This window comes from Thalassospira sp. CH_XMU1458 (genome assembly GCF_037027205.1).
In the GTDB taxonomy this organism is placed as follows: domain Bacteria; phylum Pseudomonadota; class Alphaproteobacteria; order Rhodospirillales; family Thalassospiraceae; genus Thalassospira; species Thalassospira tepidiphila.
In genome coordinates this window covers 1,310,944-1,330,138 of sequence record NZ_JAYMDW010000001.1, presented here as the reverse complement: position 1 = coordinate 1,330,138, position 19,195 = coordinate 1,310,944, and the positions used below count along the sequence as shown (strand labels likewise).

Genomic DNA, 19,195 nt, shown 5'->3' with positions numbered 1-19,195 from the left:
CTTAGTGCGCAACAGCGGCAGCAGCGGCTTCGTCAATCAGACGGCCGGTGCTGAAACGTTCAAGGGTGAAGGGCGCGTTGGCCGGATGGGGATCATCCTTGGCGACGGTCCATGCCAGTGTGTGCGCGGCACCCGGGGTCGCCTTGAACCCGCCGGTACCCCAGCCACAGTTGACATAAAGACCCGGTACCGGCGTCTTGCCAAGGATGGCTGAACGGTCCGGGGTCACATCGACGATACCACCCCACTTACGCAGCATGCGCATGCGGTTGAAGATCGGGAAAATCTCGCAGATCGCGGCAACCGTATGTTCGATCAGAGGCAGGCCGCCACGCTGGGAATAACTGGTGTACTGGTCGGTGCCCGACCCGATCACGAGCTCGCCCTTGTCAGACTGGCTGATATAGGCATGCACGCTGTTGGACATGACCACACAGGGGAAGATCGGCTTGATCGGCTCGGACACCAGCGCCTGCAACGGATAGCTTTCAAGCGGCATACGAACACCCGCCGTATCCATCACGACCGAGGTATGACCAGCAGCCGAAACGGCAACCTTTTTCGCACCGATGAAGCCCTTGGCGGTTTCAACACCGGTGACACGGCCATCCGGGCCACGGCGAATGGCGGTTACCGGGCAGTTCTGAATGATATCAACACCGCGTGCCGCCGCCCCACGGGCATAACCCCATGCCACCGCATCGTGGCGGGCAGTACCCGCGCGACGCTGAAGGGCTGCACCAACGACCGGATAGCGAGCCGTCGGCGAAATATCGAGGGGTGGGCAGAATTCCTTGGCTTCCTCGGCCGACAGCCAGACGTTATCGACACCGTTCAGACGGTTGGCATGTACGTGGCGCTGGAAGCTTTGAACATCATGAACGTTATGCGCCAGCATCAAAACGCCGCGCTGCGAATACATGACGTTGTAGTTCAGCTCCTGGCTCAGCCCATCCCACAGATCAAGCGCGTGGTCATAAAGCTTGGCACTTTCGTCATAGAGATAGTTCGACCGAATGATCGTCGTGTTACGACCGGTGTTCCCACCGCCAAGCCAGCCCTTGTCGATCACGGCGACATTGGTGATGCCGTGTTCCTTGGCCAGATAATAAGCCGCACCAAGACCATGACCACCCGCGCCGACGATGATGACATCGTATTCGGCCTTCGGCTCACTGTCGGGCCATTGCGGCTCCCAGTTTTTTTGGCCGCTAAGGGCGTTTTTGATAAGCGATAGCGCAGAAAAATGGGTCATGATTATACGATCCCCCGATTTACCATTGCCGGAACTCTATCAATGTCCATGCTCTGCGGACTGGATAATTGCGACAATTTCATTGTATATTTTTGCCATGAACTCTTTTTCGAGCCCGGGATCAAACCCCGGTAAACCCAATGCAAAAAAGCGCCTTCGCGTCGCCTTTCTGCTGGCAGACAATTTCACGCTGACAGCGTTTGCCAGTTTTGTCGATGTCTTGCGTCTTTCGGCGGATGAAGCGGACCGTTCGCGACCCATTCACTGCGACTGGACGGTGCTGTCTGATACCATGAACCCGGTGCGATCGAGTTGCGGGGTCAAGGTGCAGCCCGACACGCGCCTGCGCAATGCCGGTGACTACGACTATATCGTGGTTGTCGGCGGCCTTATTCAAGAACAAGGCGGGTTTTCATCTGATTGCATTGCCTATCTCAAGGCGGCTGCGGCCAAGGGCAAAAACCTGATCGGGTTGTGTACCGGGGTGTTCGCGCTGTATGAAGCGGGGTTGCTTGAAGGATACCGATGCTGTGTAAGTTGGTTTCACCATGACGAATTCGTCGCACGGTTTGAGGCCGCCCAACCGGTTTCCGATCAAATCTTTGTCGTGGATCGGGATCGCCTGACCTGTTCGGGCGGGCATGGCGCGGCCCATCTGGCGGCCTGGGTGGTGGAAAAGCACATCGGGCGCACGGCGGCGACCAAGAGTCTGAGCATCATGATCATCAACGAGGCCATGACCGGCGAAAATCCGCAACCGGGCTTTCAGACCGATCTGGTTGCCAAAGACGCACTGGTCAAAAAGGCGCTATTGCGGATGCGCCAGAATATTGAATCGCCCGAAACCGTCGCCAAAATGGCCGAAAAACTTGGCGTCACACGCCGTAAGCTCGAACGGGCGTTTAATGCTGACGTCGGCATTTCACCGTCACGAGCGGCGCTGCGCATCCGGCTTGATGCCGCCAAGAAGCTGCTGGGCGAAACGGGAAAAACAACAACTCAGATAGCACTTAGCACCGGTTTTTGCGACGCATCACATTTCATTCATGCCTTCAAGGCCGAAATCGGCATGAACCCGTCGGAATACCGAAACAACATTCCGACGGCCCAGCCTTAGTTAGGCATCGATAGTGACCTGCCCGATCGGGTTCGAGCAGCAAGCAAGGATATAGCCTTCCTCGATATCGTCGTCCGTGATCCCGCCATTGTGGACCATATGAACCTGCCCTTCGGTCTTGCGCACCTTGCACGTCCCGCAAATCCCCATCGAACAGCCTGACGGGATCACAAGGCCTGCCGTGCGCGCCGCGGCAAGGACGGTATCGGTTTGGGTGCAATTTGCCGTGATGCCAGATGCGGTGAATGCGATGACCGCCTTGCTGTCTTCATCAGGCACGACATCATCGGGAATGTCTTCTGCTTCAAGTGTTGGCGCGTGGAAGCTTTCCTGATGGTAGCGATCCATATCATAGCCAAGCCCGACAAGAACCTCGCGCACCGCCTGCATGAACGGTTCCGGACCGCAACAGAACACTTCACGTTCAAGATAATCCTGCGCCATCAGACCCAGCATCAGCTGATTGAATGTCCCCAAATACCCGGTCCACGGCTTGTAGGGATCGGCTTCCTCCACCACCCATTTCAGGGCAATGCCATTGATCCGCGACGCGCTGTGTTCCAAACGTTCGCGAAAGATGATCTCGGACGGGCGTTTCGCACAATTAACGAAGACAATGTCGGGATCACGCCCGGCGTCATAAAGATAGGTCGTCATCGACATCATCGGGGTGATGCCCGAGCCCGCCGAAATGAACAGATATTTATCCGCCGGATGATTAACCAGTGAAAAGCTGCCAGACGGTCCCTTGGCCCGAATGCGCATGCCCGGACGCAAATTATCCAGCATCCAGCGCGTACCGACCGAGCCTGCCTGCGCCTTGACCGTGACGGTCAAGGATGTCGGCCGCGATGGCGAGGACGAGATGGTATAGGTCCGATAAAGCGGCCCACCCGGCACCGGCAGCTCCAGGGTCAAAAACTGCCCCGGGTCATAGCTGAACAACGCGCCCGATACCGACTGGAAGCAAAATGTCATGACATTGGGGGCTTCTGGCAGGAACGAAACACATTCCAGTTCCTCAGCGTCCGACCAGAAGGCAAGCTTTGGTTTTTCAATCACAGATATCGCCCTACTCCGCCGCGATCAATCTGGTTTCGGCCAGCCTGTCAGACAGGGTTTTCGCATACCAGTTGCCAAACTGGGCAACACCGGCTTCGTGGATTTCGGAATACGGACCGACCTTGTAGGCTGGTGTCGCAATGCCACGCTGATTGTTTTCGACCACTTCCTTGTCTTCGGCATTGGTCGCAAGCCAGACTTCGGTCAGACGTTTCAGATCATAGTCACGGCCTTCAACCGCGTCCTTGTGCACAAGCCACTTGGTGACGACTTCCGTTTCCATCGGGCTGATCGGCGTCACACGGAAAACAAGCGCATGGTCCGACAGGAAATGGTTCCAGGTTGACGGATAATGAAACTTCAAAAGCGATCCGGCATTTTTAAACGGGATGTTGGAGTTCGGCAGACTGACAGCCGCCTTGGTATCAAGCGTGTAGCTTTCTGCTTCCCCCAAAAGCGGCACACGCACCAGACGCCATTCACCACTATCGGCCATCTGATAGGCAGATGGCGCGCCGACCGCCTCGCAGCGGGCCACATGATCATCAAGCACACCGGCCACAACACCATCGGACGTGCTGCCAATCGCGCGCGCATCTTCCGGGAAGGTCCGGCACAGCGATGGGTGATTCCCCCCGCAGTGATAGCATTCCCGATTATTCTCCCAGACCAGCTTCCAGTTGGCCTTTTCGATAATCTTGCTTTCAAACGCGACCTTGGAATTTTCCAGATCGTGTGGCGCAAGATAGCGTTCGGCGGCCTTGGCAAACGGTTCGATATCCGGCGCATTTTCAGCCAGGTAGATATAGACCAAGCCGTGGATCACCTGGCAATGAACCGGGCTTAACCCGAATTTTGAGTTATCAAAATCCGGCCCCATGTCACGCGCCCAAAGCAACTTGCCATCAAGGTCATAGGTCCACTGATGATACGGGCAAACCAGCCTTGGATTTCGGCCCTTTTTGGTTTTGCACAGAACCGAGCCGCGATGACGGCATGAATTGTGAAAGGCACGCACCACCTGATCATTGCCGCGCACGATCACGACGGAATAAGCACCGACTTCATAAATAACGTAATCGCCCGCCTTGGGTATTTCACATGCCGGGACCGCAAACAGCCATTCCTTGTAATGAATGTTTTCAAGGTCGAGTTCAAAGATCGACTGATCCGTATAGAACGGCTGTTCCAGGGAATATCCGGGAACACGACGCGCCAAAAGCTCTTGGACTGAATGCGGCATAACGGGCATGGCGGAAATCCGTTTCTTGATGGTTGGAAGCAACCAAAAGTGTGAACCTCACGCCACGATTTACAACGGCATTAATTTTCATCTTGGTTTAGTTGAACTAATCTGAAAAACTCACACAAGTTACCCTGTATTGTTTTCAGGAGAGGCCGTTGGCCCGCCCATATGATCTGTCTTCAATAAACGCCCTGATCTGCTTTGAGGCGGCGGGACGCAATATGAGCTTCAAGGATGCGGCAGCAGAACTTAATGTCACGCCCGCGGCTGTAAGCCACCAGATCAAGGCACTTGAGGCCGATATTGGCAGCGCCCTTTTCATTCGCCGCAACCGCGGGGTGGAGCTGACCGAGAAAGGCGCGTTCCTTCTCGTCGCCCTGCAACGGGGCTTTGAAACCATTTCCGATACGGTCATCCAATTGCGCGATCAACCCGAAACGGTTGATGTCACAATCCGCACGACAACAGCCGTCAGTTCACTTTGGCTTACGCCAAAAATTGCCGCCTTTTGGAAAATTCATCCCAATATCACGGTGTCGCAAATTGTCTCGGATGTGCCCGGCATGACCGGGTATTGTGATCTTAGCATCCATTACAGCAACCCTGATGATGGGGCGGAGGGATACTACAAACTGTTTCAGGATCGCGTGGCCGCCATCGGCACACCGGCGTTTAAGGCAGAACAAAACATCGAAACGATTGATGATCTTTTGCGTGCGCCCCTGATCCACCTGCATAACGAGGAAACCGACTGGACAACATGGACCGACTGGTTCCGTGCATTGGGACGTCCGGCCCCAAAGGGCCGCAGCTTCAAGCTCAACAATTACACGATTGCATTACAGGCCGCACAGGATGACGTCGGTGCGGTGCTTGGCTGGGACGAACTGGTTGGGCCGCTGCTGGAAGACGGGCGCCTGATCAAACTTGTGCCTGACGAAATCCCCTCGCCGATGGGGTTTTATTTACGCGTCCATCCGCGCGCATCCGAAAAGGCCCGCATATTTGTCGACTGGCTGATCGACGCCGCCTGAGATAACGGGAAACGGCAAGCGCAGCACATCGCCACACTTGCCGCACAGATCAGACGTCTTTTAACAGACGCAACGCATCATAGATCGCCGCGTGCGTATTGCGTGCCGATACCGCATCCCCGATCCGGAACAGCTGATAGGCACCGTCGGGGTTGCGCACGACCGATTGCGGTTTTCCGGCCAAAAGGTCGTCATGCGACATTTCACCATGGTTCGATGAGCCCGGCTTGAGATCAAAATAGATGTCATCAAGCGGAATGGTGCCGTGGTTGACCACGATCTGATCAACGATGCGTTGCTTGGCAACCCCGCCATAATCACTGCCAACATACGCGATGAGTTGGTTGCCCTGTTTTTCCACCGCCTCAAGGCGATAGGTCACCGTAAAGGTGGTATCAAGCTTCTGCATGCTGCGCATATAGGGCACAAGATTCATCGCCATGACTTCCGGTGCAAAGGACCGATCCGGGGTCATGATTTCGACTTTGGCCCCTGATTTGGCAATCAGTTCGGCTGCCTGTAAACCGGCATGATCCCCGGCATCGTCATAAACCAGAACATTGGTGCCCGGTTTGACGTCACCCGAAATGATATCCCAGGTCGACACGACCAGATCATTGCCCTTTGACAGGACTTCGGTATCGGGCATGCCGCCGGTGGCGATGATCACCACGTCAGGATTTTCGGCCGTAATCGTGTCGGCCTCGGCCCATGTATTGAAATGAAAACTCACGCCAAGTCGGGTGCACTCGGCCATGCGCCATTCAATGATGCTGATCATTTCGCGGCGGCGTTCGTTCTGTGCGGTCAGGCGGATCTGCCCTCCCGGATTTGGGGCGGCTTCATAGACAACAACTTCATGACCACGTTCGCCAGCAACACGGGCGGCCTCCATGCCCGCCGGACCAGATCCGACGATCACGACCTTCTTGCGGGTTTCTGCCGCCTCGATGATTTGGGGCATCGAAAGTTCGCGCCCGGTGGCAGCGTTATGGATGCAATAGGCCGACCCGCCCTGATAAATGCGATCAAGGCAATAGTTCGCCCCGACGCACGGGCGGATTTCGTCTTCGCGCTTTTCAATGATCTTGCGGACAATATGCGGATCGGTGATGTGCGCGCGCGTCATGCCAACCATATCAACCTTGCCCGATGCAATCGCATGGCGTGCGGTTGCAACGTCCGGGATTTTGGCAGCATGGAATGTCGGGAAATCTGTGGCGGCACGAATTTCACCGGCAAAATCCAGATGCGGCGAGTTCGCCATGCCCTGGATCGGGATCACATCGGTCAGACCGGCATCCGTATCGATATGCCCGCGAATGACATTGAGGAAATCGACCATGCCACTGTCTTTTAGACGCTTGGAAATCGACAGGCCGTCTTCCTTGGTCAAGCCACCCTCAAGGTCTTCATCACCGGTATAACGCACACCAACAATAAAGTCGGGCCCAACCCGCTTGCGAATTTCAGTCAGCACATCAAAGGTGAACCGCAGGCGATTATCGATGCTGCCACCATAAGGACCATCAAGTTCGTTGGTCAGCGGCGACCAGAACTGATCCATCAAATGGCCATAGGCCTGAAGCTCGATCCCGTCCATACCGCCCGCCTTCATGCGTTCGGCCGCATCGGCATAATCCTTGATGATGCGCTCGATATCCCAGTCTTCCATCTTTTTCGGGAAGGCCCGGTGGGCGGCTTCACGCTTGTGCGATGGGGATACCACTGGCAACCAGTTTGCCTTGTCCCAACGCGTGCGACGGCCAAGATGGGTCAGCTGGATCATAACCGCGGCACCCTGTTCATGCACCGCGTCGGTCAGGTCCTTCATCCACGGAACGACTTCATCCTTCCAGACCAGAAGGTTGTTGAAAACCGGCGGGCTGTCCTTTGATACCGCAGCCGACCCCGCCGTCATCGTCATGGCAACACCGCCCTTGGCGCGTTCGACATGATAGGCGCGATAACGGTCCTTTGGCATGCCGTCCTCGGGATAGGCCGGTTCGTGCGACGTCATCATGATGCGGTTACGCAGCGTCAGATGTTTAAGCTGATAAGGCTGAAGAAGCGGGTCGTTGGACATGTGCGGGGCTCCGGGTTTGGACTCTCTGCCCATGACGATATTCAGAAATGTACAGTTATGTCAATTTTAAGTTCACTGATGTATATTTTGAATTCATTCATGTACACTCTGCTTGTCGCGATCCGGGCAGTTTGCTAAGGAAACGTCCATGGAAGAACAGATTGAAGATATCGCCGAGCAAAACAGCGTCGGACAAAATAGCGGCTGGCGCGGGTCGGCCGAGATTTGGCTGAACGCGGCCTATGACGCCCTGCTAGAAACCGGTGTCGATGGCGTCAAGATCCAGCCACTGGCAAAACGCCTGAACCTGTCACGCACCAGCTTCTATTGGTTTTTCAAGGACCGGAAGGAGTTGCTGGGTGCCCTGCTTGATCTGTGGCGCGAAAAGAACACCGGCAATCTGATCAAACAGACAGAGGCCTATGCCGAAACCGTCTCGGAGGCGATGCTGAACATCATCGATTGCTGGCTGATGCCCGACCTGTTTGACTCGCGCCTTGAATTTGCCGTGCGCAGTTGGTCAATGCAGTCCGACGATGTCAGGGCCGAAATTGAAAAGGCCGATCAGCAACGCCTTGATGCGCTTGCCAAACTGTTCATCCATTTCGGACAGGATGAACGCATGGCCGATGTCCGTGCCCGTGCGATCTATCTGGTACAGATTGGCTATATCTCGATGAAAGCAAACGAAGACCTGGCCGTACGCATGGCGCGCATTCCGGGCTATGTCGAAACATTTTGCGGCCAGGCCCCGACGCAAAGCGAACTCAACCGGTTCTACGCCCGGCACAATTTTGCACCCTGAACCGGGAAGCGGCATTCATCAGATTTTCAGGGCGAACAAACCCACCTTTGGACTCAGAACTCTGCCTTGAAAATCGTATCATCAAGGAATTGATCCATACCGACAAGTGATCGATCCGGTGCATCTGCGGCACCTTCGACGCGCCAATCATCCTGCGGAACCAGAACATCCAACCCGGCAACCGCAATTCGATAAAGGTCCGGTCGGAAAACATCGGGAATGACGGCTTTAAGATCCGTGTCTTGGGGAATTTGTCGCCAACGCTTCATTTGTTCACCAATCCAGCAGCCCTGCGACAACCACGGGAAAGTTGCGGTGTAGCGGTAAAAAACGTGACGGTCAGGAAGATCAATGGGTGGTTCCCCCGGACGTAATACCGGTTTACCGCTCAGCGATGCCTTCAGCACTTCGAATGGCGCGCCGACATTGGCCTCCTCAGACAGTATGTGGGCCAGCTCCACACGGTTACCTGGCTGGTCTGCCCATTCAGCAGCGCGGACAAGTGCACGCACAAGCGCAGAAACAAGTTCCGGATTGCTCTGCGCCCAGTCTTCCCGCAAACCAAGAACCTTCTCCGGGCTTCGTGACCAGATATCGTCCTTAAGCGCAACAATCACGCCATCACCGTGAAACACCGCCCGCTGGTTCCATGGTTCGCCAACGCAATAACCATCCACCCAGCCATTACGCAGACTGTCAAACATGCGCGGCGGCGCGATCACGCCGATATTCACATCCATGTCCGGATCAATACCGGCTGCCGCCATCCAGTAGCGAAGCTCATAGTTATGGCTGGAGAACGGAAACACGGTGGCAAAGGACAGGATCGGGCGCCCTTCGGCCTTGTCTTCATCAATGACCTTTTTAAGCGCCCTTGCCGACCGCCCGCGCGGCCCAAGCATCGCATTCGGGTCGGCCTCCAACATACGTTGATAAAGCTGGGTCGAGACCGTAATCGCATTACCACCACGGCCCAACGCCATCGGCACGACGATGTTCTGAACCGGCAGTCCGCCAAGCCCAAGCCGTGCAGCAATCGGAATTCCCGCCAAAAGATGGGCTGCCTCGAACATGCCAAAGGAAAGCTTGTCACGAATGGCTGCCCATGACATTTCACGGACCAGTTCCAGATCGATATTTTCCTGCTGGGCAAACCCCATGGCGCGCGCCACCACCGGAATGGCACAATCGACCAGTGGAACAAAACCAAGACGAACCTTATTAGCCATCCATCAAAACTCCAACTGAAACGCCGTGATGACGCTTTGCGCGATTTCATAAATCTTGCGATTTTGCTTCATGGCGTTTTTGCGCAGCAGCGCATAAGAATCTTCTTCGGACAGACCTTTTTCTTTCATCAGGATGCCCTTGGCCCGTTCAATCAGTTTGCGTTCATTGAGCTTCGCCTGCGCTTCATCACGTTCGCGGCGCAGCTGATCAAAGACGTTGAACCGTGAAATCGCCATTTCGACAATCGGGCGAATGCGGTCCTGACGCAGGCCATCAACCACATAGGCACTGACACCTGCCGACACCGCCTCGTGGATCATGGATGCGTCACTTTGATCAACGAACATCGCAATCGGGCGCGCAATGGCACGCGACACCTGAAACATCTGCTCAAGCGTATCACGGTCGGGGTTTTCAAGATCGATGATGATGATGTCTGGTGCCAACGCCTGAATACGTTCGACCAGATTGTGGGACGTGCCAATACGGGCCACGCGGGTATAGCCGCTTTCAACCAGACCACGCTCGACAATCGCCGCACGGTCCGGATTTTCGTCAATCACCAGAATATTGAACTCTTCCAGCTTCACCAACTAACCCTAACTCCCTGACAGCCTGAAATGGCTGCGCCTCTCTGACGTATCTTTTTATATGCTCCGCCCCGTTTGCGGGTCCGGATTACTGGTTTCGGGATGCGGTCGGAACCGCATCCCGAAAAGATCATATCAAACAGCGTATCTTATTCAGCCGGAACCGGCTGCGCTGCACCCGAAGTCCCGAAACGTTCTGACTGTGCCGCATCGAAACGCGCCTTTTCTTCGGCCTGGGTTTCCGCCGAGAAACGCACCGCCAAAGCTGCGAACGAGCAGATGATCACGGCCAGACCGAGATACAGAAGACCTTCCTGATAGGTAAGTGCTTCGGACTTGAACAGGAAGCCCGCTGCGACCGCGCCAGCATTACCGCCCGCACCGACAATACCGGCAACAGAGCCAAGCGCCTTGCGGTTGACAAACGGCACAATCCCGAAGGTTGCACCTTCTGACATCTGAACAAACAGCGAAAAGACGATCATCACCGAAACGGCCACAACCAGTGCTTCCATCTGCGAGAAGGCAACAAGTGCGACGCCTTCGATGAACAGTGCCATGAACAGGAATTTCACACGACCCGAAAGGCCGCCCTTGGCAGCAAATTTGTCAGAGAACACACCGCCCAGCGTACGGGCAAAGATGTTCATCAAACCAAACAGACCGGCAATCATGCCAGCGGTTGCCAATGAAAGCTCGAACTTGTCGAAGAAATAGATCGCAGCAATGTTGTTGATCGTCAGTTCGACACCAAAGCAGGCGGCATACACCAGGAACAATGCCCAGACACGGTAATCGGAAACGGCTGCCATCATGCCCTTGGCGGCACCGGCAGTATCGTCTTCCGGCTTAAGCGCGCCACTTTTGCGCATGTCGGCATAGTTGCCTTCCGGGCAATCGGTGGTGAAGACCCAGTACAGCACGGCAACAACCAGCATGATCGCACCCGGGAACACCATCGCCAGACGCCAGCCCATGGTTTCAGCCACGCCAAAACCAAGAACCATCGCAAGGATTGCTGGCATTACCATCTGGGTCACGCCACCGCCAAGGTTACCCCAGCCCGCCGTCGTGGCATTGGCCGTACCGACAACGTTTGGCGCAAACATCATGGAGGTATGATACTGCGTGATGACAAAGGATGCGCCGATTGAGCCAATTGCCAGACGGGCAAGCAGGAAGGTTTCATAACTGTCGGCAAGACCAATCAGCATGACCGGAAGCGACCCCAGCACCAGAAGACCGGTATAGGTCTTGCGCGGGCCGATCTTGTCGCAGAGCGGTCCGATCAAAAGCCGGACCAGAACCGTAATCGCGACAGAGGCAATGATGGTACTGCCGATTTCGCTTTTGCTAAGACCCAGATCATCGCGCACCAGCGGCATCAGCGGTGCGATCCCGAACCAGCCAAAGAAGCACAGGAAAAATGAAAGCCAGGTGAGGTGAAAAGTACGCATCTGGACAGTCTTGAGACTGAATAGATTTATGCGTGTAGCCTTGTTCTTGATTTCCATAACATTGAAGCCCTTCGTTTAGGTCGCGCAGAGCTTGATTTTCGCTTTGTACGACCGACGGTTTTTCCCCATGGGCCTCATGCTTCATCTGGAAGATGTCCGCAGGCGGCCCGTCATTCGTATCGGAAAGGCTGCGCGCTCATCGCGCTGCTGTTCCAAACGTCTGATCGTCCGCCGTTGGACGAAGAACTGTGAGCCACCCGTCATTGGGCATGCTTTCGTCAAAGCTGCTCACACGAAACCGGTATTGCAAACACCGCGCCAGTTCTTCCGCGATGCGGGACAATTCCATCAAATGGTTGAAAATAATCATAATTTGACGACCGCATCTGCACAGGATGTTTTTTAACGCGCCAAAATGACTATTTTTTGCACAAATTTAAATCACTCACTTTTCTTGATGATTATTTTTTAATCACATCAGTGAGTCCAGCCAAGTTCCCCAATCTGCCGAGCAAGCCTTTTCATCAATATTTTCAGCTTGTTAAAAGATAATTTTCTCAATCTTCAATTCTGGCACGGCACTTGAATGTATTGACGCAAGAGCGCGGGCAGTGTCGCCTGCGGCTCCGGCGAACAAGCCGATTGTATATATAAAGAATCCAAAGACGGGTTCACCGGATAACGACGTCCGTTGCGAAATGCCTCTTTTGAGGGCAGGCCGCATCGGGCGTTTTTTTGTGCCAATTCGCATCCCGCGACGAGGAGCCAGAGACAAATGAACCACGTCACTGCTGCATTACGAACCGCCAAAGCCCGCCTGGTTGTCATCGGCAACGGCATGGCCGGCATGCGGACCGTTGAAGAAATCCTGAACCGCGCGCCAGACAAATATGACATCACCGTTTTCGGTGCCGAGCCGCGCGTGAACTATAACCGCATCATGCTATCGCCACTGTTGTCTGGCGAAAAGGATTTCGACGAAATCGTGATCAACACCCCGGAATGGTACACTGAAAACAACATCCATCTTTATTCCGGTGACCCGGTGGTCAAGATCGACCGCGACCGCAAAGTGGTGATTTCCAAAAGCGGAACCGAAACCGAGTATGACCAGCTTTTGCTGGCAACCGGTTCTGATCCGATCATCATTCCGGTTCCCGGTCACAAGCTTGACGGCGTTGTCACCTTCCGCGATGTCGATGATGTCGACACCATGCTGGGTGCTGCTGCCAAGGGCGGCCCGGCAGTCGTCATCGGCGGCGGCCTTCTGGGCCTTGAAGCGGCCGTTGGCCTGCAATCGCGCGGCATGGATGTCACGGTTTTGCATTTGGCAGGCCATGTTATGGAACGCCAGCTTGACCCGTCGGCAGGTTATCTTCTGGCGCAAGAACTGGAACGTCGCGGCATCACGGTGATTACCGAGGCAGATACCGCCGAAATCGTTGGCAGTGAAAAAGTTACCGGCGTTCGCCTTAAAGACGGACGCATGATCCCGGCTGATCTGGTGGTTATGGCTGTTGGCATTCGCCCAAATGGGCGCCTTGCCGCAGACGCGGGTGTTGCAGTCGAACGCGGCATCGTTGTTGACGATGTCATGACCACCAGTGATCCGGCGATCTTTGCCGTTGGCGAATGCGTTCAGCACCGTGGTCAATGCTATGGCCTTGTCGCCCCGTTGTTTGAAATGGCCAAATCACTGGCCGATCACATGGCCGAAATAGACACTGATGGTTATACCGGCTCAGTCACCTCGACCAAGCTTAAGGTGACAGGCGTCGATGTCTTTTCCGCAGGTGATTTTTCCGGCGGCGGCGAGACAGAGGAAATCGTTTTCCGCGATGCCGGTCGCGGCGTTTACAAGCGCATCGTACTTGAAGAAGGCAAGATCAAGGGTGCGGTCCTGTATGGCGACACATCCGATGGCGGCTGGTATTTCCAGCTGATGAAAGACGGCGAAGACGTCACCGAACTGCGTGACACACTTGCCTTTGGTCAGGCATTTGCGGGGGGATCTTCTGGAAACCCTCTTGATGCCGTTGCAGCCCTGCCAGACGATGCAGAAATTTGTGGCTGTAACGGCGTTTGCAAAGGATCGATCGTTGCCGCGATCAATGAAAAGAGCCTGACCACCCTTGATGAGGTCAAAGGCCACACCAAGGCATCGGCATCCTGCGGATCCTGCTCTGGCCTTGTCGAAAACCTGTTGGCCGCAACCCTTGGCGGCGATTATCAGGCCGCGACGGTCAAGCCGATCTGCACCTGTACCGATCATGATCATGACAGTGTCCGTCGCCTGATCATTGCCAAAAACCTGAAATCCATGCCAGCTGTCATGCAGGAACTGGAATGGAAGTCATCCGATGGCTGCCATGTTTGCCGCCCGGCATTGAACTATTATTTGCTGGCGACGTGGCCGGGTGAATATGTCGATCACGGTGCATCACGCTTTATCAACGAACGCGTTCACGCCAACATCCAGAAAGACGGCACCTATTCGGTTATTCCGCGCATGTGGGGAGGCTTGACCAACCCGCGTGAACTGCGTGCGATTGCCGATGTTGCCGACAAGTTCGAAATCCCCACCGTCAAGGTTACCGGCGGTCAGCGCATTGACCTTTTGGGGGTCAAAAAAGAAGACCTGCCGGCCGTCTGGGCCGACCTGAATGCCGCGGGAATGGTATCGGGTCATGCCTATGGCAAATCGCTTAGAACGGTCAAAAGCTGCGTCGGGCAGGAATGGTGTCGCTTTGGCACCCAGATGTCGATGGGCATGGCCGTCGAACTGGAAAAAATGACCTGGGGGTCATGGATGCCCCACAAATTCAAAATGGCCGTATCGGGTTGCCCGCGTAACTGCGCCGAAGCAACCATCAAGGATTTCGGCGTTGTGGCCACCGATGGGGGCTGGGACCTGCATGTTGGTGGCAATGGCGGCATTCATGTTCGTGCGACCGATCTTCTGTGCAAGGTCACCTCTGACGACGAGGTCAAGGAATATTGCGGCGCCTTCATTCAGCTTTACCGGGAAGAGGCGCGCTATCTTGAACGCACGGCCCCCTGGATCGAACGGGTTGGCCTGAAACATGTTCAGGAACGGGTCGTCGATGACGAAGCCAACCGCAAGGCACTGTTTGAACGCTTCATGATCAGTCAGAAAACAGCGCAGATTGATCCATGGGCAGAACGCGCATCCGAAGGCGTTGACGCGCACGAATTCACCCCCCTTTCGATGGTCGCAGCGGAGTAAGACAGATGAGCAACAATCTGACATGGGTAGAAGTCGGACCCGCTGCCAACATCCCGCAGCAAGGGGCACGCACCCTTCAAACCGAAACGGATCGCATTGCGATTTTCAGAACACTTGATGATCAGATCTTTGCACTGCTAGACCGCTGCCCGCACAAACAAGGGCCGCTGGCACAAGGCATCGTCCATGGCCATTTCGTGACCTGTCCGTTGCATAACATGGTGTTCTCGCTTGAAACCGGCGAGGCACAGGGACCGGATGACGGCTGTGCTGCCAAGGTGGAATGCAAGGTCGTTGATGGGATTGTCCGTGTTGGCCTGACCGAACTGCAAGCTGGATTGCGCCATGCAGGATGAGGTCAAAACAACCTGCCCCTATTGCGGTGTTGGCTGTGGCCTGATCATTTCGCCAACCCGTGACGGATGGGCTGTGGGCGGTGATCCGGATCATCCGGCCAATTTCGGGCGGATATGCTCCAAGGGTGCTGCGCTGATCGATACTATCATGGCCGAGGAACAGCGCGATATTCGCCTGCTGGAACCCGAAGTCGATGGCAAGCCGGTCGCATGGAATGATGCCATTGGCGAAACGGCAAAGCGCCTGCGCGATACCATCGAACAGCATGGTCCGAAATCGGTGGCGTTTTATGTCTCGGGTCAGCTTCTGACCGAGGACTACTATGTCGCCAACAAGCTGATCAAGGGCTTCATCGGATCGCCGCATATCGATACCAATTCCCGGCTATGCATGGCCTCGACCGTGGTGGGACATAAACGGGCGTTTGGCGCGGACGTTGTGCCGGGCTGTTACGAGGATCTTGAAATCGCCGATCTGGTCATTCTGACCGGATCAAATCTGGCATGGTGTCACCCGGTGCTGAACCAGCGCCTGCGTGCGGCCAAGGAGAAGCGCGGCACAAAGATCGTCGTGATTGATCCCAGGCGGACGGCAAGTTGCGATATTGCCGATCTGCACCTGCCGATCAAACCGGGCAGCGACGTTGCCCTGTTTAACGGGTTGCTGGCCTGGCTTGATCAAACCCGCAATACCGATCTTCGTTACGTAGCCCGTCATGTGACCGGCTACGAACACGCCGTGGCAGAAGCACGTGCTGACTGCCCCGATATCGAGACAACCGCAGAAAAATGCGGGCTCGACACCCATAAAAGCGCTGATGAACTCGGCTCGGGTCTGGGAAAACTGGAAACGTTCTTTAATTGGTTTGCCGCCTTTGAACGCACCGTCACGGTGTTCTCGCAAGGGGTAAACCAGTCCTCAAGCGGATCGGACAAGGTCAATTCGATCCTGAATTGCCATCTGGCAACGGGGCGCGTCGGAAAGCCGGGTTCAAGCCCGTTTTCCGTCACCGGCCAGCCCAATGCCATGGGCGGACGCGAAGTTGGCGGGCTTGCCAATCAGTTGGCCGCCCACATGAGCCCCAAAGACCCGATTGATGTTGATCGCGTGCGTCGGTTCTGGAAATCCGATGTTCTTGAACAGGGCGAAGGATACAAGGCGGTTGATATGTTCCGCGCCATTGAGCGTGGGGAAATCAAGGCTGTGTGGATCATGGCGACCAATCCGGCAGTCAGTCTTCCGGATGCCGATCGCGTCCGGCTTGCGCTTTCGCGCTGCCCTTTGGTGATTGTTTCAGATGTGGTGAACGATACCGATACATTGCGCCATGCCGACATCAAACTCCCCGCGGCTGGTTGGGCCGAAAAATCGGGCACGGTCACCAATTCCGAACGCCGGATTTCGCGCCAACGCCCCTTCCGAGAGGCCCTTGGCAATGCCAAGCCGGACTGGTGGATCATGTCCGAAGTCGCCAAGGCCATGGGCTATGCCAAGGCTTTCAAATACAAGGACCCAAGCGACATCTTTACCGAGCACGCCGCCCTGTCAGAATTCGAAAATGATGGCACACGTGCCTTTGATATCGGTGCATGGCACAAGGCCAGAAAATCGGCCTATGACAGCATGGCACCGTTTCAATGGCCGGCTTCGCGCAAATCTCAGCCTGCGAATGGCGCAACCCGCCTTTATGGCGATGGCATCTTCACCACATCAAGTGGTCGCGCCAAGATGCTTGGCCTTACCCACAGCGGCCCGCAATCTCAAACCAGCCGGGAATACCCGCTGATTGCCAATAGCGGTCGTTACCGCGATCAGTGGCACACCATGACGCGCACGGGCACTGCCGCCCGGCTCAGCGCGCATCGCCCTGAACCGTTGCTTGAAATTCACCCAAAGGATGCTGCGCTTTACGGCCTTGCTGATGACGGGATCGCCCGGATCACAAGCCCGCATGGCACTGCGTTGATGCGGGTGGCAATTACGGATGCACAAACACCAGGACAGGTTTTCGTTCCGATGCACTGGAACGATGTCTTCTCGGCCGCGGGTGGGATTGGTCGACTACAGCCCCCCAATGTTGACCCCCACTCCGGCCAACCCGAAAGCAAACATATTCCTGTCGCCCTTGAGCCATTTAACGCCAAATGGCAGGGACTGCTGTTTTCAAGCACACCGGTCGATCTTTCCAAACTGCCCTACTGGGTCGGTGCGACCGGACCGGGCAGCATGGTTTACGAAATCGCCGGTGATGCCCCGATCCTGTTTAAATCCCTTTTGCCTATCACAGCAGGCAAGGACGTTGAGCAGATCATTGAATACTCGGATGCCAACAAGGGTGTCCATCGGTTCGCCCGCCTCGAGGGGGATCGCATTACCGGGGCGCTATTTGTCGGCCCGGATCGCCCGGCACTTGGTCGTGACTGGGTTTCAAACCTGTTTGGTGCGGATGCCATCGCGCCGGTTGAACGCAACGCGCTTTTGGCCGGGCGGATGCCCGATGCCGGGGCGATCAATGATCGTCTGATTTGTTCATGCTTCTCGGTTGGCTTGGCCGCAATCAGCAAAGCCATCTCTGAACAGAATGCCGTGACGGCGACCGACATCGGCCGCCTGCTTCAGGCCGGAACAGGATGCGGATCCTGCGTGCCGGAGATAAAGGAGATTCTCGATGACGTATTACCGCGCGCCGCAGAATAGCACTCTGAACGCCACGGCACCTCGGGCAACCACCGATCAGCCGGACGAAAAATTCGCCTACTTCCCGGCATTTGTGAAAGTGCAGGACAAGAAGGTTGTTGTGCTTGGGGGCGGCGAAGTTGCCGCGGGCAAGCTCCGCCTTCTGCTGCGCAGTCATGCCGACATCACGGTAATCGCGCCTGAAGTCTGCGATGATGTTGCAAAGATGCACAATAACGGTCAGATCACTTGGGAACGTGCCCCGTTTGTCGATACCATGATTAATGGCGCGATCATGGTGTTTGACGCGACGGACAATCCCCACCTGACCAAGCGGGTCGAGGCGGCAACCAAACGACGCAACATCTTGCTTAATGTCGTCGACAAGACCGCGCATTGCGATTTCATTGTGCCCGCCATTCTTGATCGCGCGCCAATCATGATCACGATCTCGACGGGTGCCTGTGCACCGGCACTGGCACGCATGCTACGCCAGCGGCTTGAAACCGTGTTCCCGGCAACCTTGTCAAACCTCGCCAAGATCGCCCGCGATGCCCGCGAAACGGTCGCCGCACATTTAAGCGACAGCCTGTCACGACAGCGCTTCTGGACCCGTTTTTTCCAAAACGCCTTGCGCGCGGACAACACCGGCAAAGTCACGCCCGATGACCTCGCACATGAACTCCGCACCTTTGTCCCGCAAGGCAGCAGCGCAACCGTGCCATCCGGCCAATCCTTGCAAGTCACGATCAGCGCCGATAACGCCTATGACATCCCGCACGGTGTTGCCGGCAACATTGAAACAGCCGATATCATTTTCCACGACATGGACGTGGCACCCGACATCCTTGCCCTGGCCCGCCGGGATGCCACCCTCATCAGCATGAGTCCGTCTAGCGACAAACACGTCGAAATACCCGACGCCGGATTTGCGATCAGCAAACAGATACAGTTCTTCACACAACAGGGCATGAACGTCCTGCGCCTTTGCCGAAATTGACGGCCAAAGCAAGCAGTTGAAGGTTATTCACCC

15 protein-coding genes are annotated in these 19,195 nt (G+C 55.7%); 8 read left to right on the top strand and 7 right to left on the bottom strand.

The features are described from left to right. Nucleotide 1 precedes the first annotated feature (1 nt). A complete protein-coding gene (locus WBY09_RS05960) occupies nucleotides 2-1,255 on the bottom strand; it encodes a sarcosine oxidase subunit beta family protein (protein WP_008889546.1) in 1,254 nt (417 codons plus the stop codon). 97 nt (nucleotides 1,256-1,352) lie between these two features. Here WBY09_RS05960 and WBY09_RS05955 point away from each other — a divergent pair, with 97 nt between their 5' ends. Next, nucleotides 1,353-2,372, top strand: coding sequence for a GlxA family transcriptional regulator (locus tag WBY09_RS05955; RefSeq protein WP_336232252.1), 1,020 nt, complete (start codon nucleotides 1,353-1,355; stop codon nucleotides 2,370-2,372). Here WBY09_RS05955 and WBY09_RS05950 read toward each other — a convergent pair whose 3' ends face one another. Next, complete coding sequence (locus WBY09_RS05950) at nucleotides 2,373-3,434, bottom strand: hybrid-cluster NAD(P)-dependent oxidoreductase (protein WP_336232251.1); 1,062 nt, start codon at nucleotides 3,432-3,434, stop codon at nucleotides 2,373-2,375. It abuts the gene before it with no gap. Between the two features lie 10 nt (nucleotides 3,435-3,444). Next, nucleotides 3,445-4,686 carry an aromatic ring-hydroxylating oxygenase subunit alpha gene (locus WBY09_RS05945; protein ID WP_197145638.1) on the bottom strand — a complete coding sequence of 414 codons (1,242 nt, stop codon included), beginning with the start codon at nucleotides 4,684-4,686 and terminating at the stop codon, nucleotides 3,445-3,447. 149 nt (nucleotides 4,687-4,835) lie between these two features. On the opposite strand from WBY09_RS05945, the gene WBY09_RS05940 reads away from it, so the two are divergent. Beyond that, entirely contained in the window at nucleotides 4,836-5,714 is an 879-nt protein-coding gene (locus tag WBY09_RS05940; RefSeq protein WP_197145639.1) for a LysR substrate-binding domain-containing protein, read from the top strand. A gap of 49 nt (nucleotides 5,715-5,763) precedes the next feature. Here the strand turns inward: WBY09_RS05940 and WBY09_RS05935 are convergent, their stop codons facing one another. Then, nucleotides 5,764-7,800 carry an NADH:flavin oxidoreductase gene (locus WBY09_RS05935; RefSeq protein WP_197145640.1) on the bottom strand — a complete coding sequence of 679 codons (2,037 nt, stop codon included), beginning with the start codon at nucleotides 7,798-7,800 and terminating at the stop codon, nucleotides 5,764-5,766. A 148-nt stretch (nucleotides 7,801-7,948) separates the two neighbouring features. On the opposite strand from WBY09_RS05935, the gene WBY09_RS05930 reads away from it, so the two are divergent. Then, nucleotides 7,949-8,605, top strand: a complete 657-nt coding sequence (locus WBY09_RS05930; RefSeq protein ID WP_197145641.1) for a TetR/AcrR family transcriptional regulator — start codon at nucleotides 7,949-7,951, stop codon at nucleotides 8,603-8,605. A 53-nt stretch (nucleotides 8,606-8,658) separates the two neighbouring features. Here the strand turns inward: WBY09_RS05930 and WBY09_RS05925 are convergent, their stop codons facing one another. The 3 genes from WBY09_RS05925 to WBY09_RS05915 form a co-directional block, all read right to left on the bottom strand. Continuing rightward, nucleotides 8,659-9,834: a CmpA/NrtA family ABC transporter substrate-binding protein gene (locus WBY09_RS05925; RefSeq protein WP_336232250.1), complete on the bottom strand. Its 1,176-nt coding sequence runs from the start codon at nucleotides 9,832-9,834 to the stop codon at nucleotides 8,659-8,661. Between the two features lie 3 nt (nucleotides 9,835-9,837). Further along, nucleotides 9,838-10,425, bottom strand: a complete 588-nt coding sequence (locus WBY09_RS05920; protein WP_008889538.1) for an ANTAR domain-containing response regulator — start codon at nucleotides 10,423-10,425, stop codon at nucleotides 9,838-9,840. A 149-nt stretch (nucleotides 10,426-10,574) separates the two neighbouring features. Further along, nucleotides 10,575-11,882 carry an MFS transporter gene (locus WBY09_RS05915; RefSeq protein ID WP_252723971.1) on the bottom strand — a complete coding sequence of 436 codons (1,308 nt, stop codon included), beginning with the start codon at nucleotides 11,880-11,882 and terminating at the stop codon, nucleotides 10,575-10,577. Nucleotides 11,883-12,009: 127 nt separating this feature from the next. Here WBY09_RS05915 and WBY09_RS05910 point away from each other — a divergent pair, with 127 nt between their 5' ends. The 5 genes from WBY09_RS05910 to WBY09_RS05890 all read left to right on the top strand — a co-directional run bounded on the left by WBY09_RS05910 (nucleotide 12,010) and on the right by WBY09_RS05890 (nucleotide 19,162). Continuing rightward, complete coding sequence (locus tag WBY09_RS05910) at nucleotides 12,010-12,288, top strand: hypothetical protein (protein WP_336232247.1); 279 nt, start codon at nucleotides 12,010-12,012, stop codon at nucleotides 12,286-12,288. 369 nt (nucleotides 12,289-12,657) lie between these two features. Then, entirely contained in the window at nucleotides 12,658-15,129 is a 2,472-nt protein-coding gene (gene nirB, locus WBY09_RS05905) for a nitrite reductase large subunit NirB (RefSeq protein ID WP_286791965.1), read from the top strand. Between the two features lie 5 nt (nucleotides 15,130-15,134). Then, on the top strand, nucleotides 15,135-15,485 hold the full coding sequence (nirD, locus tag WBY09_RS05900; RefSeq protein ID WP_197145647.1) for a nitrite reductase small subunit NirD: 351 nt from the start codon (nucleotides 15,135-15,137) through the stop codon (nucleotides 15,483-15,485). Further along, nucleotides 15,475-18,183 carry a nitrate reductase gene (locus WBY09_RS05895; protein WP_197145649.1) on the top strand — a complete coding sequence of 903 codons (2,709 nt, stop codon included), beginning with the start codon at nucleotides 15,475-15,477 and terminating at the stop codon, nucleotides 18,181-18,183. The genes nirD and WBY09_RS05895 overlap by 11 nt, the downstream gene beginning before the upstream one ends. Further along, nucleotides 18,155-19,162 carry a siroheme synthase gene (locus WBY09_RS05890; RefSeq protein WP_197145651.1) on the top strand — a complete coding sequence of 336 codons (1,008 nt, stop codon included), beginning with the start codon at nucleotides 18,155-18,157 and terminating at the stop codon, nucleotides 19,160-19,162. The genes WBY09_RS05895 and WBY09_RS05890 overlap by 29 nt, the downstream gene beginning before the upstream one ends. Nucleotides 19,163-19,195 lie beyond the last annotated feature (33 nt).